This window comes from Sinomonas albida, assembly GCF_004919045.1.
In the GTDB taxonomy this organism is placed as follows: Bacteria; Actinomycetota; Actinomycetes; order Actinomycetales; family Micrococcaceae; genus Sinomonas; species Sinomonas albida.
Map to the genome: position 1 here is coordinate 1 of NZ_SWDW01000018.1, position 14983 is coordinate 14983.

At 68.7% G+C, this 14983-nt stretch carries 13 protein-coding genes; 5 read left to right on the top strand and 8 right to left on the bottom strand.

Annotated elements, in window-relative coordinates; translation table 11 throughout:
- Positions 1 to 280 precede the first annotated feature (280 nt).
- A complete protein-coding gene (locus tag E6A26_RS15780; RefSeq protein WP_136612159.1) occupies positions 281 to 499 on the top strand; it encodes a hypothetical protein in 219 nt (72 codons plus the stop codon).
- Between the two features lie 195 nt (positions 500 to 694).
- Here the strand turns inward: E6A26_RS15780 and E6A26_RS15785 are convergent, their stop codons facing one another.
- The 7 genes from E6A26_RS15785 to E6A26_RS15815 all read right to left on the bottom strand — a co-directional run bounded on the left by E6A26_RS15785 (position 695) and on the right by E6A26_RS15815 (position 10065).
- A complete protein-coding gene (locus tag E6A26_RS15785) occupies positions 695 to 1747 on the bottom strand; it encodes a hypothetical protein (RefSeq protein WP_136612160.1) in 1053 nt (350 codons plus the stop codon).
- A gap of 334 nt (positions 1748 to 2081) precedes the next feature.
- Complete coding sequence (locus E6A26_RS15790) at positions 2082 to 3674, bottom strand: MDR family MFS transporter (protein ID WP_211129194.1); 1593 nt, start codon at positions 3672 to 3674, stop codon at positions 2082 to 2084.
- A gap of 396 nt (positions 3675 to 4070) precedes the next feature.
- Positions 4071 to 5537: a sugar porter family MFS transporter gene (locus E6A26_RS15795; RefSeq protein WP_136612161.1), complete on the bottom strand. Its 1467-nt coding sequence runs from the start codon at positions 5535 to 5537 to the stop codon at positions 4071 to 4073.
- Positions 5538 to 5914: 377 nt separating this feature from the next.
- On the bottom strand, positions 5915 to 6346 hold the full coding sequence (locus E6A26_RS15800) for a VOC family protein (protein WP_136612162.1): 432 nt from the start codon (positions 6344 to 6346) through the stop codon (positions 5915 to 5917).
- 49 nt (positions 6347 to 6395) lie between these two features.
- Entirely contained in the window at positions 6396 to 6878 is a 483-nt protein-coding gene (locus tag E6A26_RS15805; RefSeq protein ID WP_136612163.1) for a DUF3237 domain-containing protein, read from the bottom strand.
- Between the two features lie 2 nt (positions 6879 to 6880).
- Positions 6881 to 8629 carry a CocE/NonD family hydrolase gene (locus tag E6A26_RS15810; RefSeq protein ID WP_136612164.1) on the bottom strand — a complete coding sequence of 583 codons (1749 nt, stop codon included), beginning with the start codon at positions 8627 to 8629 and terminating at the stop codon, positions 6881 to 6883.
- Positions 8629 to 10065: an MFS transporter gene (locus E6A26_RS15815; RefSeq protein WP_136612165.1), complete on the bottom strand. Its 1437-nt coding sequence runs from the start codon at positions 10063 to 10065 to the stop codon at positions 8629 to 8631. Before E6A26_RS15815 ends, E6A26_RS15810 begins: the two co-directional genes overlap by 1 nt.
- A gap of 249 nt (positions 10066 to 10314) precedes the next feature.
- Here E6A26_RS15815 and E6A26_RS15820 point away from each other — a divergent pair, with 249 nt between their 5' ends.
- On the top strand, positions 10315 to 11220 hold the full coding sequence (locus tag E6A26_RS15820) for a PaaX family transcriptional regulator (protein ID WP_136612166.1): 906 nt from the start codon (positions 10315 to 10317) through the stop codon (positions 11218 to 11220).
- 67 nt (positions 11221 to 11287) lie between these two features.
- Here the strand turns inward: E6A26_RS15820 and E6A26_RS15825 are convergent, their stop codons facing one another.
- Positions 11288 to 11776 (bottom strand): hypothetical protein, encoded by a 489-nt coding sequence (locus E6A26_RS15825; protein ID WP_136612167.1) that lies wholly within the window; start codon positions 11774 to 11776, stop codon positions 11288 to 11290.
- Between the two features lie 137 nt (positions 11777 to 11913).
- Between E6A26_RS15825 and E6A26_RS18015 the strand changes: the two genes are divergently transcribed.
- The 3 genes from E6A26_RS18015 (at position 11914) to E6A26_RS15840 (ending at position 14873) form a co-directional block, all read left to right on the top strand.
- On the top strand, positions 11914 to 12960 hold the full coding sequence (locus E6A26_RS18015; protein WP_136612168.1) for an SMP-30/gluconolactonase/LRE family protein: 1047 nt from the start codon (positions 11914 to 11916) through the stop codon (positions 12958 to 12960).
- A 102-nt stretch (positions 12961 to 13062) separates the two neighbouring features.
- Entirely contained in the window at positions 13063 to 13620 is a 558-nt protein-coding gene (locus tag E6A26_RS15835) for an ArsR/SmtB family transcription factor (RefSeq protein WP_136612169.1), read from the top strand.
- Positions 13617 to 14873, top strand: coding sequence for an MFS transporter (locus E6A26_RS15840; RefSeq protein ID WP_168928763.1), 1257 nt, complete (start codon positions 13617 to 13619; stop codon positions 14871 to 14873). The genes E6A26_RS15835 and E6A26_RS15840 overlap by 4 nt, the downstream gene beginning before the upstream one ends.
- The last annotated feature ends 110 nt before the right edge of the window (positions 14874 to 14983 follow it).

Consider the following 14983-nt stretch of genomic DNA (forward strand, 5'->3'; position numbering starts at 1 on the left):
CCACACTTCATGCTCAGAGGCGCACCGCTCGGCGAAGGTCATTCCACGCCAGCGTCGCCCCTGCCCAACTCCCGAAGCCATCGGACCCACCCTCACGATCGAATTGCATTGACCGTTTGAGGTTGGGGCCGGCGCATTCGGGTGACACGCCGTCGTCGGGTCGTCAAAACTGGTGAGGGTCCCGCGGCCGGAGATGAGCAGTTGCCAACCATGGGACGTTGTAGCCTAAACTAAATGCTTTGAAACTTGACTTGACTTGAGTCCTGAAAGGAGCGTGCGCATGACCCCCGATGTGCACCACCACCACACTCTGAGCGTCGTCGTCGACCACGCCCACGAACTTGACCACATGCTTGGCTCGGCGATCGAGTCGCTGCAGCAGTCCGCCGCCGCGAACCCGTGCTGCGGGATCCTCGTGACCCGCGAGGCCGCGGGCAAGTACACGGTCGCGCACGACCCGAGCGTCCCTTTCGGCCTCACCCACCAGCGCGCGGTCTAACAGCGGGCTGCAGCAGCACGGTGTGACACCCCAAGCGGCCCACCCCCCCAGCGGACGCTTAGGGCAAGCCCGTGAGGCCCCATCCTTGAGATCCCCGGCTAGAGCCCCGGCGCGCGGCGCCTTCCGCGAAGGAAGGCACCGCGCGCCGTCGTCTGTTTGAGCTTGGGGCCCGTACCCGGAATCCCGGGTCGGTGCCTAGCCCGCGTTCGTGAAGAGCAGGCCCTTCGGGTGGATCGCCGCGAGACCCGAGATCGGCGTGAGCGTGCCGTTGTCGAGGTTGAGCGACGCGAGGTAGTTCGCGCCCGCCTTCGGTGTCACGGTCGAAACCGCCGAGCCGCTCGCGAAGTTGCCGGTCACGGCGTCAACCGAGTTGTGGTCCGGGTCCGTGAGCCAGAGGGTCTGGTTCGCGCCGGAGGCGAAGACGGTGTCGTCGACCTGCTTGTTCAGGTTGAGCACCTGCAGCTGCGGGGACGCGGCGCTGTCGGCGAAGATGAGCTGCTGGTCGGCCTGCGAGTCGAGCATGAAGTCGTTCGCGAAGCGAGGGCTCGAGGACGGCACCACGATGTTGGAATCGGGGTCCGTGAGTGCGAGGGTCGTGGACTTCGCCTGGGCGCCGTCGGCGAGCTGCGCCGACGAGTCGTCCTTGAACACCGGGGTGAGCGCGGCGGTGGAGCCCGAGAGGGTCACCTGGTACACGGCCGGCCCTGAGGTCGAGGCCGGGTTGGAGCCGCTGACCAGGATCTTGCCCTGGTAGACGGAGATCGCGTCGGTTCCGCCGCCGTGCGTGAGCCCGGTGTAGGAGTAGTCCTTCACGGCCTGCGCGCCCGCGGCCGGGGTCAGGGTGTGGAACGACGAGTTGCCGTCCTCGTTGGTCGTGACGAACAGCCGCCCGTTGGCAGCGTCGGACCCGAGGCCGTCGATCTTGCCCGTGATGTTCCACGAGGCACCAGGCTTGCCGTCGAGGGAGTACTGCTGGACGGTGCTCGCGGTGTTCCCGTTCGCGGCGGGCTCGCCCATCGAGCCGACCCCGTTCTGGAACGCGACGTAGATGCTGTCACCAAGGCGGACGATGTCATCGGGCTTGGTCTCGCCGCCCACGGCCGCGAAGGTCTTGACGCTGTAGGACTCGGCAGTGCCGGTCGGGGTCGTTGCTGCGGCCATCGCGGGCATCGCGGCGCTCGTCAGGACGGCAGCAGAAAGGGCTGCGCCGAGCGCGAGCGCGCGGCGGCGGGAAGACTTGATATTCATGGCGGGTCCTCTTTTTCGGGTGTGCCGGTGCGTCCCCCACCCGCAGGACACCGTGCGCCCGCCGGAGGGCGGTGGCATGGACGTCAGGTGAATGTCGAGTTGCCGGGGCGTGGGAAAACCCTGAAGGCCCGCTCGGACGGGCATCGTCCCAGATGGTCTTCCCCTAAAGGAGCGTCCCCAGAAAATCCTCCCCAAAACGGCCGACGGCGCGCGGCGACCTCCGCTGGGAAGTCGCCGCGCGCCGTCGTCCTTGGTGCCGCCGTCGTCCTTGGCGCCGCGCGCCGTCAGAGGTCGCGCGCTGTGGGTGCCGAGGGTGCTGCGGCGAGTGTTTCTGCTACGCCGCAGCAGGCTCCTTGAGCGCCGCCTTGGGATCGCGGAGCTTGGCGTTCGGGAGTGCGAGCGTGATGAGGAACGCCACGAAGACGAGCACCCCCGCGGTCAGCATGACGCCGTCCACGGCCTGGGCGAAGCCGTCCTTGATGGGGTGTGTGAGCCCGGCGTTGGCGTTGCGCAGCCAGCTCGTATCGTTCAGGTTGTCCGAGCCGAGGCCGCCGGATGCGCCCTTGAACAGGTCGAAGAGGGGCTTGTTCGCCGGGTCGGCAGCAACGGCCGGATCGTGGAGGGCCTTGATGAAGTCGGGCTGGCTCACGGCGTCCTTCATGGTCGACGTGATCTTGTCTGCCGCAAGGCTGAACAGCATCGAGATGAACACGGCCGTGCCGACCGCACCGCCCATCGAGCGGAAGAACGCGGCAGTCGAGGTTCCCACGCCCATGTCCTTCGGCGGGACCGACGTCTGCATGGCGAGCACGAGCGGCTGCATGCAGCAGCCAAGCCCCATGCCGAAGAAGACCGCGACGACCCCGGGGACCCACAGCGGCGAGTCGACGTTGAGCACGAAGCCCATGGTCACGGAGGCGCCCGTGAGCAGGAGGGTTCCGATCATGGGGAAGATCTTGAAGGTGCCGGTTGCGGAGATGATCCGCCCCGCGATGATCGAGGCCGTCATGATGCCGACCGTGAACGTGATCATGAGCAGGCCGGCCTCGGTCGGGGTGAGCCCCTTGACGAGCTGCAGGTACATGGGAAGCATCGCAATCGCGCCGAACATGCCGATGCCGATGATGAAGTTCAGCACCGCCGAAAGGCTGAACTGGGGGCTCCTGAAGAGCCGGAGCGGGATGAGGGCGTAGTCTCCGGCGCGCTTCTCCAGCAGGATGAAGAGCGCGATGCCCACGGCGCCGATCACGTAGCACGCGACCGAGGGGACTGAGCCCCAGCCCCATCCGCGACCCTGTTCCGCGACGAGGAGCAGCGGCACGAGCCCCGAGGTGATCGCGCCGGCGCCGAGATAGTCGATCTTCTGGCGCTCGTGATGCGCGGGCAGATGCAGGAACAGGAAGACTGTGACGAGGGCCGCGATGCCCACGGGGACGTTGACGTAGAAGACCCAGCGCCAGCCGGTGATCCACAGAATCTGGTTCGCGCCGGCGAATGCGCCGCCCACCACCGGGCCGAGCACCGAGGAGACGCCGAACACGGACATGAAGTAGCCCTGGTACTTAGCGCGCTGGGAGAGCGGGACGATGTCGCCGATGATCGCGAGGGCCAGAGCCATGAGACCGCCCGCGCCTAGGCCTTGGATGCCTCGGGCGACGGCGAGCTCCGTCATCGAGTGCACGGAGCCTGAGTAGATCGATCCGGCGAGGAAGATCACGATGGCCGCGATGTATAGGGGGCGACGGCCGAAGATGTCGGAGAGCTTGCCGTAGAGCGGCGTGCTGACCGTCGAGGTGATGAGGTAGGCGGTCGTAGCCCAGGCCTGGAGGCTCAGGCCGTCGAGGTCGTTGGCGACCGTGTAGATCGCCGTCGAGACGATGGTCTGGTCCAGCGATGCGAGGAACATGCCCAGCATGAGGCCCGTCATGACGCCGGTGATCTGGCGCCGGCTCAAGGCGCCCGGCGGTGCTGCGGACGGTGTGATGTGAGACACGGGGAGCTCCCAAGAGAAAAGGGCGGGGACGGAGAAAGTGGATCGTTGCTTACCGTAACTATCTTACGGCGCGATCCATTCCCCGTCCCCGCCCTTTCTTCGGGCCTCTCGCGGCTAGCGAGGGTGCAGGGCGCGTGCCCGCGTGCGGCCCGGACTACCTGGCCCGGGATGGCCGGCCCGGACTCCCTGGCCCGGACTCCCTGGCCCGGACTCCCTGGCTCGGACTCCCTGGCTCGGACTCCCTGGCTCGGACTCCCTGGCCCGGACTCCCTGGCCCGGACTCCCTGGCCCGGACTCCCTGGTTGCCTGAGCGCCTCGAGGCTGCCCGGCCTACCCCGCCGCCGCGCCCTTGCTGGGGCGGACGAACAGCGTCTCGGCCTGCTCGAGGGACATGCCGTTGGTCTCGGGGACCTTCATCAGCACGAACACGAACGAAAGCGCCGCGAACGCCGCGTACATGCCGTACGTGAGCGTGAGCGACCACGCGGCCAGCGCCGGGAACGAGACCGTGATGAGGAAGTTCGCGATCCACTGGGCCGCGGCGGCGATGCCGAGTCCGCGGGCGCGGATGGACGGCGGGAAGATCTCGCCGAGGAGCACCCACACGAGCGGGCCCCACGAAGCACCGAAGCAGACGACGAACACGTTGGCCGCGACCAGCGCGACCGGGCCCCATGCCCCGGAGAGGCTCGGCTCGCCGTTGACGAGTTTCGCAGTGGAGAACGCGAGCGCCATGACGCCGAGCGAGACGGCCATGCCCACCGAGCCCACGAGCAGGATGGGTCGGCGCCCCACACGGTCCACGAGGGCGATCGCGATGAGCGTCACGAGGATGTTCGTGATCGACGTGACCACGGAGATCGTGAGCGAATCCTCCTCGCGGAACCCGACCGACTTCCAGAGGGTGGTCGAGTAGTAGAAGATCACGTTGATCCCCACGAACTGCTGGAACACCGAGAGGGCGATACCGACCCACAGCACAGGCTTGAGGCCCAGGGCGCTCCCGCGCAGTGCTCCGCGCCGGTCGGCGCGACGGTCCTCCTCGATGGCCTGGCGGATGTCGCGGATCTCGCGGTCGATGTCGCTCTCGGGGGCGATCGATTCGAACACGCCCCGCGCCCGCTTCTCATCGCCGCGCAGCACGAGGAAGCGCGGGGACTCGGGCAGGACGAACGCGATCCATCCGTAGACGACGGCGGGCACCGCGCCTGCGATGAACATCCAGCGCCACGCCTCGAGCCCGGCCCACAGGCTGTGGGTCGCGCCGCCCGCGCCGTTCGCGAGCAGAGCGTCGCTCAGGAGCGCGGCGAAGATGCCCGTGGTGATGGCGAGCTGCTGGAGCGACGCAAGCCGCCCGCGGACGTGCCGCGGCGAAATCTCTGAGATGTAGGCCGGTGCGATGACGGACGCGAGCCCGATGCCCAGACCGCCGATGAGGCGCCACAGAATGAGGTCCCACAGGCCGAACGAGAATCCGGTGCCGATCGCACTCACCAAGAACAGGAGCGCTCCGAGCTTCATCGCCGGAATGCGGCCGAAGCGGTCGCCGATGGCCCCGGCGAGCCACGATCCCACTGCGCAGCCGAGCAGCGCTACGGCGACGGCGAAGCCCGTGACGCCCTTCGAGAGATTGAAGTCTCCCTGAATCGCGTCGACGGCGCCGTTGACCACCGAAGAGTCGAAGCCGAAGAGGAATCCGCCCACCGCGCCGGCGACGGCGAGGCCGATCACCTTGCCATGGATGGGTGCTTGGGCCGTCGCCGTATCGGCGGCGGCCTTGTTATGGAATTCCGGCATCAGCGGCCCTGCTTTCGCATCACTCGTTCGGACAGGTGTCTGCGCGCTGGGCCCACCAGCCGGTGCGCCGCGGCGCCGTGTCAGTCTGCCATTTACCCGCGAAGGAGCCAATTCACACGCCCGTGCGACAAAGGTCACCAAGCCGTGACCAGTAGCGGCCGCGCCGCGATGGGGGTGAACCGCTGCAGTGACGCCCGGTCCCCGGAGGGGGAGCCCCCGTCAAGCAGCCGCGCCGCGATGGGGGGTGAACCGCTGGGGTGACGCCGGTTCCCGGAGGGGGCAGCCCAAGTCAATCCGCGGCGCCGCGATGGGGGTGAACCGCTGCAGTGACGCGCGGTCCCCGCAGGGGGCAGCCCCCGTCAGCCGCGCTCCGGGCCCTAGAGTTCGAAGCCGATGAGCCAGTGCAGGCCGTAGCGGTCGACCACCTGCCCGTCCCACGCGCCCCACGGTCGCTCCTGGAATTCGTCCACCACGCGCCCGCCCTCGGAGAGCCGGGCGAACCACGTGCGCAGCGTGTCCGGGTCGGCCGTCCCAAGCAGCGTGAGCATGAGCCCCTCGGTTCGGATGGGCTGGGGCGCTGTGCCGGCCTCGCCCGGCTCGCCTGAAGCGTCGCCGTCCCGGTCGGCGCCGTACAGGGTCACGAGACCGTTCAGCATCCCGTGGGCGATCGCGCTGAGCGGCTCGTCGGCCCGCCCGAATTCGGCGCGCGTGTGGAGGGTGAGTTCGCCGCCGAATACGTCCTGGTAGAACGTGAGCGCCTCACGGGCCGAACCGGGAAACAGGGCGTAGGGCAAGGGCGAGGAGGCCATGGGGGTCACGCTAGCGGGGCCGGGCCAGATCCGCCATGGGCCGAGCCCGCTACGCGACCGCGAACACGTGCACTACCACCCGGTCGGGGTAACGCTCGCCGCTCCCCACGAACACGGTCCGGTTGACCCAGTCCCAGCCCGGCGAAGAGGTCCGCAGCCGCGGCGCGCAGCGGAAGTAGACCTCGGCTGGATCCACCGCTTCGCCGCGGGCAAGCCGCTCCAGCGCCGCGCGGTTCCCCGCGCGGAGGGCGGCGTTGTCCACGGAGATGATGGCGCCGTCGTCCGTCTCGACGGCGTAGCGCGCGTCGAGTCCCGTGAGCTCGGGCGTGTGGAGAGTCTGGAAGTCCGCCCCGCCCGCGAGGACTCGCCCCGCGAGCCGCGGGCCGGCCACGGAGCCGCCCGTGATCGGGATGATCCGCCGGTGCCCCTCAGGGGTCGGTCCGATGTCGATCGGCTCGGCGACGAGGACCGAGAGCGTCGCGACGTAGTCGAGGGCCGGGGGCACAGGGCCTTGGGTCGGATTCGCGGCCATGGCTAGGACAGTACTCCGAGCGTGATGCGGCTCGGATTCGCTGGGCCGAACTGGACGGACTGCCTCGCGATGACCGCGTCCGAGGAGTCGTGCGCGCGGCCGCCCGTGTTGAGATTGCGATCCCACCGCGGATGGCAGCTCGACGTGACCTGAATCCGGATCCGGTCCCCGGGCTGGAACGTGCACGCCGTTGACCACAGGCTCACGTCGAACTGCTCGACGGCCCCGGGCGTGAGCGGGCGGCGCGCGGCGGGTGGGCGGAACACGCCGTCCCCGGCGCACGCGTCGCGCCACGACGCGCGCACGATTCCGTCCGTGAGCCCGATCGAGCGCCCGTCCGGGGTCACCCGGCACAGGCGCACCACGAAGTCCGTGTCAATGGCCGACGACGACGCGAACACGTGAGCTGTCACCTCGCCGAAGACGGTGAGCGGCTCCGCGAGGGGCTCCGTGGTGAACGTGAGGACGTCGTCGCGTGGCTCGACAGCCGACTGCTCGGCCGGCCCCGCAAAGTCGGCACCGAGGTGCATCGTGGCCCCGCCGGTCGAGCGGACGGGATCGAGGGGGTCGTAGTCGTAGGCGACCGCGCCGTCGGTTCCGACCTCGCGCGAGAGGGAACCATCCGGACCCAGGAAAAGATCGAGCGTCGCATCGGGTGCGGGCAGCTCGTCGAATGCCCGCCAGCGGTTCTCGCCCATGAAGTACACGAGGACTGGGGGCAGCTCGGGCGCGCTCGGTGCCCGCCCGCCGTCGAGCACCTGCCTGAACCACTCGGCGTGGATCGACGAGAGGTCGCCGTACGGCCCGACGGAGGCGGTGGACCCGCCCGGGAACGCGGCGCCCGGGAAAACCCCCGTGTAGTTGGTGTGGCTCCACGGCCCGAGGATAAGCCGTGGGCTCGGGACCGACGGATCCGTGCGCGAAGCCTCGAGCTGGAGGCGGTAGTGGCCGAGCGTGTTCGGAAGGAAGATGTCGAACCACCCGCCGATGTTCAGGGTCGGCAGCGAGACCGGCTCCGAGACGGGCCAGTTCCACGCCTCGGACACCTCGCCTCCCGGCTCCTCGCCGGTCGAGGGGATGATCACCGACTGCATGAACGTGCTCGCGCGCGCCTTGAGGTCCGCGAGCGGAAGCGTGCCGTAGGCGGAGCCGTCGGCGAACGAGGCGTCGAGCTCGCGCCACGCCGCGAGCTCGCGCTCGAGCTGCTCGGGGTCCGAGGCGAACTCGCGGCGCACGGTCTCGAGCGAGATCGAGCCATGGCCCCAGCTCAGCCGCGAGCCGAGCTCGAAGGCGCCGCCCCGGAACCGGGCTCCGTTGTCGGCGCTCCCGGCCGCACAGACGCCCGGGGCCAGGGCGGCGAGGCCGCGGGGGCGCCGGCGCGCGGCGCGCCACTGGGTTTCGCCGAAGTACGAACGGCCCCACATCCCCACCTTGCCGGACGAGTACGGGAGGTTCGCTGCCCACTCGACGGCCTCGGCGCCGTCGTCCGCTTCGAACTCGCTCGGGCTGAACTCGCCGTCCGAGCCGAAGCGGCCGCGCACGTCCTGGAGGATCACGGCGAAGCCCGAGGCGGCCACGGTCGCCGGGTTGAAGTAGGCCGAGTTGACGGAGAGGTCGCGCCCGTACGGCGTGCGGGTCATGAGGATTGGGAAGCGTTCGCCCTCGGCCGAGGGCCTGTAGACGGTCGAGCGCAGGATCGTTCCGTCGCTGAGCTGCGTCTCGACGTCGTTTTCGATGAGGACGTTGTACATCAGCGTCCTGCCTTGGTGTCGAGACCGGGCTTCAGGCCGAGGTCGTCGGTCGCGACCTTGTACGTCTCGCGGACCCAGATGAGGGTGACAAGGGCCGAGAGGCCGCAGCACACCGCAGTGAACACGGCCACCGGCACCCAGCCGTCGGGGCCGGGGCGGACGACGGCGGCGGCGATGGTGGGCGCGAAGCCCGTCACGATGAGCCCGAGCTGGGAGGAGATGGCGGCGCCTGAGTAGCGAATGCGGGTCGGGAACATCTCGGCGACGATCGCCGGACCGAGCGGGTTGACCATGCCGTAGCCGATCACCATGACGATGATCGAGGTCGCGAAGACGAGCGGGACGTTCTTCTGGGAGATGGACCAGAAGTAGGCGAAGATCATGACCGCGCAGATCACGTTGCCGGCGATGAAGACGGGCTTCCGGCCGATCCGGTCCGCGAGGGCGCCGAACAGTGGCTGGGCCACGAGCGCGAGGCCCGCGGTGACGATTGTGGTGGTGAGCATGATGCTGCTCGAGACTAAATGGCCGTTCGTCGCGTACGAGAGGCTGAAGGCGGAGACGATCGTCGAGACGACGGCCCACACACCGAACAGGACGACCTTGATGATCGTGGGCCAGTAGTCCCGGAGCACGACCTTGAGCGGGAGTTCGAGGCGTGTCTCCCCGGTCTCGCGGGCCTGCTCGAAGAGCTCGGCCTCGGGGACGCGGCGGCGGATGACGAAACCGGCCGCAGCGACGATGAAGCTCGCGAGGAACGGGATGCGCCAGCCCCACGCGACGAGGTCGGACTGCGGCATGAAGGAGACAACGAGGAACGCGAGCGAGGCGAGCATGATGCCGGCCGCGGCGCCCGTGTTGACCCAGCTCGCGAAGAACGCGCGCCGGCCGGCCGGGGCGTGCTCGAGCGAGAGCGTCACGGCGCCGACCGACTCGCCGGCCGCGGAGATGCCCTGGAGTACCCGCAGCAGCACGAGGGCTACGGGCGCGGCGGCACCGATCATCGACGCGGGCGGCAGGCAGCCGATGAGGAACGTCGCGAGACCCATCGACACGAGGGTGAACACGAGCATCTGCTTGCGCCCGATCCTGTCGCCGAAGTGGCCGATGAATGCCGCGGCGAGCGGTCGCACCACGTACCCGATGCCGAGCGTCGCCATCGAGAGGAACTGCCCGAGGAGCGGGTCGATCCCAGGAAAGAAGATCTTGTTGAAGATCAGGGCCGAGGCCGACCCGTAGATGAAGAAGTCGTAGTACTCGAGCGTGCTGCCGACGAAGCTTGCGGCCGCGGCCTTGCGGGCGTGCTGTCCGGGCGCGGCGGCGACTGCTTGGGCTGTGCCGTTGAGGCTGTTGGTGCTGTCTGTGCTGTTCGTGCTGTTCGTGCTGTTCGTGCTGTTGGCGCTGTCTGTGCTGTTCGTGGCGGGACCAGCCGTCATTGCGGATCTCCTGGTGTGGCGGGTGTGCAGCGGAAGTGGGGTGTGCTGAGGGGGAACGAGTGCGCCGTGGGTGGGGGACGTCGTTGTCTCGAGGTGCCCGCGGTAAGGGCGGGTGCCTGCGGTAAGGGCGGGTGAGCTGTGTGGGCTCCGTCACTCAATGCCTCTATAGTTGCGTTAATTCCGACGAGCGTCAATAAATATGCAAAGTTTCTTATCGCAGAGAACTTCCGCGACTGCGAAGATGGGGCTGTGCGCTACGACGGAGAAGGGCGGGTCAGCGCGACCGCCGTCGACTTTCCGAGGCCCCAGCGAGGGGGCACGAGCCAGCATCTCCTCGTGACGATGCTCGGCGAATTCTGGCGGTTCACCGACCTCTGGCTCCCGGTGCGCGTCATCGTGCGGCTCGCCGAGGATGTGGGGCTGAGCCGTTCCGCCGTGGCCACCGCCCTGAGTCGGCTCACCGCGCGCGGCGTCCTGGAGAACGACGGCGGGGGCCGGGCTTCGCGCTATCGCTTCACCGCGGCGGCGCGCGCCCGCCTCGTGGTCGGCACCGCCCAGGTCGGCCAGTTCGGCGACCCGAGCGTGCCCTGGGACCGCCGGTGGACCGCCGTCGCCTTTTCAGTGCCAGAGACGGAACGCGAGATCCGCGAGGCCTTCCGGGCGCGGCTCAAGTGGCTGGGGTTCGCGCCCGTGTACGGCGCGCTGTGGTTCTCACCGCGCGACCGCATGGAACAGGTGCAGGAGATCGCCGAGGGTTACGGTGTGGACGACTTCATGGCGTTCCGCGTCGACGACGACGCGTTCGAGGGCCGGCGCCCGGCGATCGTCGACACGGCCGAGCCGCCCCAGCGGTACGCCGAGTTCGCCGCCGCCAACGAGGCTCGCCTCGAGCGGCTGCGCGCGGGGGAGGTTGACGTGCAGGAGGGGTTCCGCGCGCGCATCGAGGTGCTCGACGAGTGGCGTGCCTTCCCGTGGGACGACCCCGGGATGCCGTACGAGCTGCTGCCGGACGACTGGCCGCTCCTGCGCGCGCGGCGCGCGTTCGTGTCAGTGTTCGAGGGGACGGCCGCGCTCGCCGAGCGCCACGTTCGCACCGTCCTCGGTGAGCTCGCCCCGGAGGCGGGGGCCGGCGTCGTCGTTCCTCTGAGCATTTGAGGCCGTCCCGCTCGCGCGCTCCCGCGCCCGGGCGGTCCGCTCACAGGCCAAAGGCCGGGGCCCCGCGCTACCTGTCGATCCGGTAGATGCCCACGAGGTAGCTGCCGAGCGCCACTGCCCACAGGGAGGCCATGATCATCGAGCTGAAGTCTTCGGCGTAGTTGAGGAAGCTTCCCCCGTTGAAGCCCGCGCCGACGATCGCAATGAAGCCGACGATCGAGCTCCAGTGCGCGGCGCGGCTACGGCTCCCCAAGGACAGCACGACAGAGACGAGCGCCACGATCACGAGAAGCAGCCCCATCCCAGCGTGCGATGCGAGCCACAGGCCGCCGCTCGCCGTCGCCCACGACACGCTTTGCACAACCCCGGTGAAATACTCGGGCGGATTCGCCCCGGGGTGGTTGTCGGGGATCTTGACGAAGAGATTGACGGTCATCCCGAGCAGGAATTGGATCAGGAGCAGGATGCACAGGATGAACTCGATGCGCCGCACTCGCTGCGCTCGCCGCTCCGGGAAGGTCGGGCGCCACGTGCGGCGACCCGGTTCTGTGGTCACGTGTCCTCCTCGCGATCTCTGGGGATCGCCCCGGGGTCGGAGCGGGCGTGCCGGGCCTGTTCGGGCCTTCTCGGGCCTGATCGCCAGAGCTTGGACCAGCCTTTCGACAGTCTAGGATGGCGCGGCAGAATCAAGCCATGCCGACAGGTCACCCAGATTCCCTTCCCTCTGGCCCGCTCTCGTCCGAGCTCTTCGCCGGTCCGCTCGAGCTCCTTCACACCGGAAGCGTATGGGCGGAGGGGCCCGTGTGGGTCCCGTCCTCGCAGACGGTGCGCTGGAGCGACATCCCGAACGACCGGATCCTCGAGTTCGACCCCGCGACGGGCCGCGCCCGCGAGTACGCGACCGGGGTCGAATTCACGAACGGCCGGACGCTCGACGCCGAGGGCCGTGTGGTGCAGTGCAGCCACGGCCTGCGCCGCGTGGAGCGGGACGACGACGGCGTGGTGACGGGACTGGTCGACCGGTTCGAGGGGCGGCGTCTCAACTCGCCCAACGACGTAGTCGTGGCCCGCGACGGTGCCATCTGGTTCACGGACCCGCCCTATGGGATCCTGCCCGGGACGGTCGAGGGCCACGAGGGCGAGCAGGAATACGGGGGGTGCTACGTTTTCCGCTTCGATCCCACGACTGCGGAGCTCACGCCCGTCATCACGGACATGGTGCACCCGAACGGACTCGCGTTCTCGCCTGATGAGTCGCTCCTCTACGTCGCCGACACCGCGGGGTCGGCCCACGGAGTGCCGTTCCGGATCGCTGTGTACGACGTTGCTGCCCACGGCGAGCGGGACAATGTCGCCGCGCACGACATGCGGGACAACATCGCCGCGGACGACGCGCCGGAAGACATCGCCGCGGACGACGCGCGGGCCAGCCTCGCCGCAGACGACGCGCGGGCCCCCGTGTGCAGCGGTGGGCGCACCTTCGTCGCGTTCGACGACGACCATCCCTCCGACGGCTTCCGCGTGGACACCGAGGGGCGCATCTGGACGTCCGCGGGCGCGTCTGTGCAGGTGTTTTCGCCCGACGCGGGGCTCCTCGCGAGCGTCGAGCTCCCGGAGCGGGTCGCGAACCTGTGCTTTGGCGGCCCCGACGGCCAGGACCTCTACATCACCGCGACGACGAGCCTCTACCGGATTCGCGCGGCGGCGCGCGACGCAACGAGCGCGGCGTTGCGCGGCTGAGCCCGCCCCAGCGCGCGGCCCAGCGGCCGGAAGATTCTTGAGGTAGATCCTAGATCCACAAAATCTCTTGTACAAGAGATTTTGTGGACCTAGGATCGGGCCATGACGAGCGATGACATCCGAACAATCACGGATGCCGAAGTCCTCAAGGCGCTTGCGTCGCCGATCAGGACGCGGTTGTTGGATTCCCTGAAGGTCCATGGGCCCGCCACGGCGTCGACCCTGGCTCAGTTGACGCAGACAGCGGTGGGGAGTGCCAGCCACCACCTTCGGGTGCTGGCGGAGGCGGGGCTGATCGTCGAGGTCCCAGAACGTGCGCGCGACGGGCGCGAACGATGGTGGGGACTGGCCAACAGGGGTGTCCAGTGGAGCTCCCAAGACTTCACCGAGCCCAGCGGACAGCTCATTGCGGACGCAGCTTCGCGCCTCGCTTTCCAGCGCCAGATCGAGCACACCCTTCGTTGGCTCGACGATCCCGACGCAGAGCCGGAGTGGAGGGCGAGCGCCTTCGCGACCCAGGCGTGGATGTGGCTCACCCCGGACGAGTTGAGTAGCTTGCAGCGCGAGGTTCTCGAGGTTTTCGACCGATTCGCTGGGCGCGAGCACGAAGGCCGTGCGCCGGTCCTCTGCTTCGCCAAGGGCTTTCCGAGCCAGCCGTGAGCATCTACCGCAATCGGTACTTTGTCCGGTTCTGGGCCGGCGAAGCGATCAGCGTGACCGGCGCGGCCGCTGCGAGCGTGCTCCTGCCGCTGCTCGCGATCGAGACGCTGCACGCGAACCCCGCCTGGATGGGCATCATCAGTGCAGCCGTCTGGCTTCCGTGGCTCATCGTGGGGCTCCCGGCCGGGGCATGGGTCGACGCGCTCCCCCCGAGGATCGTCATGATTATGGCCAATCTCTTGGGCATCATCGCCTACGGCTCAATCTTGGTCGCGGCTGCGTTCGGAGTGCTCGCGCTCGCGCAGATCGCGGCCGTCGCGTTCGCGGGCGGCGTGGCTTCGGTCTTCTTCCGGACCGCGTATTCGAAACTCGTTGTCGCCCTCGTCGAGGTCGATGACCGGCCGCGCGCCAACAGCCTCCTGTTCGGAACCGAACAAGCCGCCTACACCGCCGGGCCTGGTCTGGGCGGAATTCTGGCCCAGGCTTTCGGAGCCGCTCTCGGGCTCTTCTCCAATGTTGCCGGGCTGGTGATCTCGACGATCTGTCTGCTGGCCATCAAACCGAAGCCACCTGAGGCGCAGACGGCGCGACTCCCTTTGGGACGCGCCATTCGGGAAGGCCTGGCCTTGGTCTTCGGTGATCGCCATCTGAGGTTCTTCACTCTGACGGGTGCCGCCGCGAACTTTGGGCTGACCGGACAAACCACGGTGCTGACCTTGTGGCTGGTTCGGGATCTGCGCCTGGAGCCCGTCGCCGTCGGTGGGTTCCTCGCCGTGGTGTCCATCGGCGGGATCGCGGGGGCGCTCGCGGCGCCGAGCGTTGCTCTCCGATGGGGAGACGCTCGGGGCACTGCACTGGCGCTTACCGTCGGCGCTGTCGCGATGCCGCTCTATGCCATTGCTGGGACCGGCTTGATGGCATGGGCTGCCGCCGCCTGCGTGGCCTTCGGAGCAGGTGGAATAGCCGCGTCCAACGTGATGCGCCGGTCGTGGATCCAGAACTACGTTCCCGAGCATCTTCTGGGCCGTCAGGGCACGAGTGCCCAGCTCGTCAACTTCGGAACCATGCCGCTGGCGGCCATCGTTGCGGGGTCTCTGGGAGAAGCCTTCGACCTGCGGCTCGTGATCCTCGGCATGGGCCTCATCGTCACCGCCGCCAACGGGACGGTTTGGGCGCAGCCGTGGCTGCGAGCGAGCCGCCAACTCCCGATCCGCACGGAGAACCCACGTTCGGACCTGCAGCGGATCGACTAACGAGACCCTAACGGCCGACGCGAATCCTGGACCCGCCGCTTGAGCCGAGCGCTTCTGCGTCTCGATCGCTCACAAATTCGCGATCGCTCGCACCGCCTCCTGACCCTCGT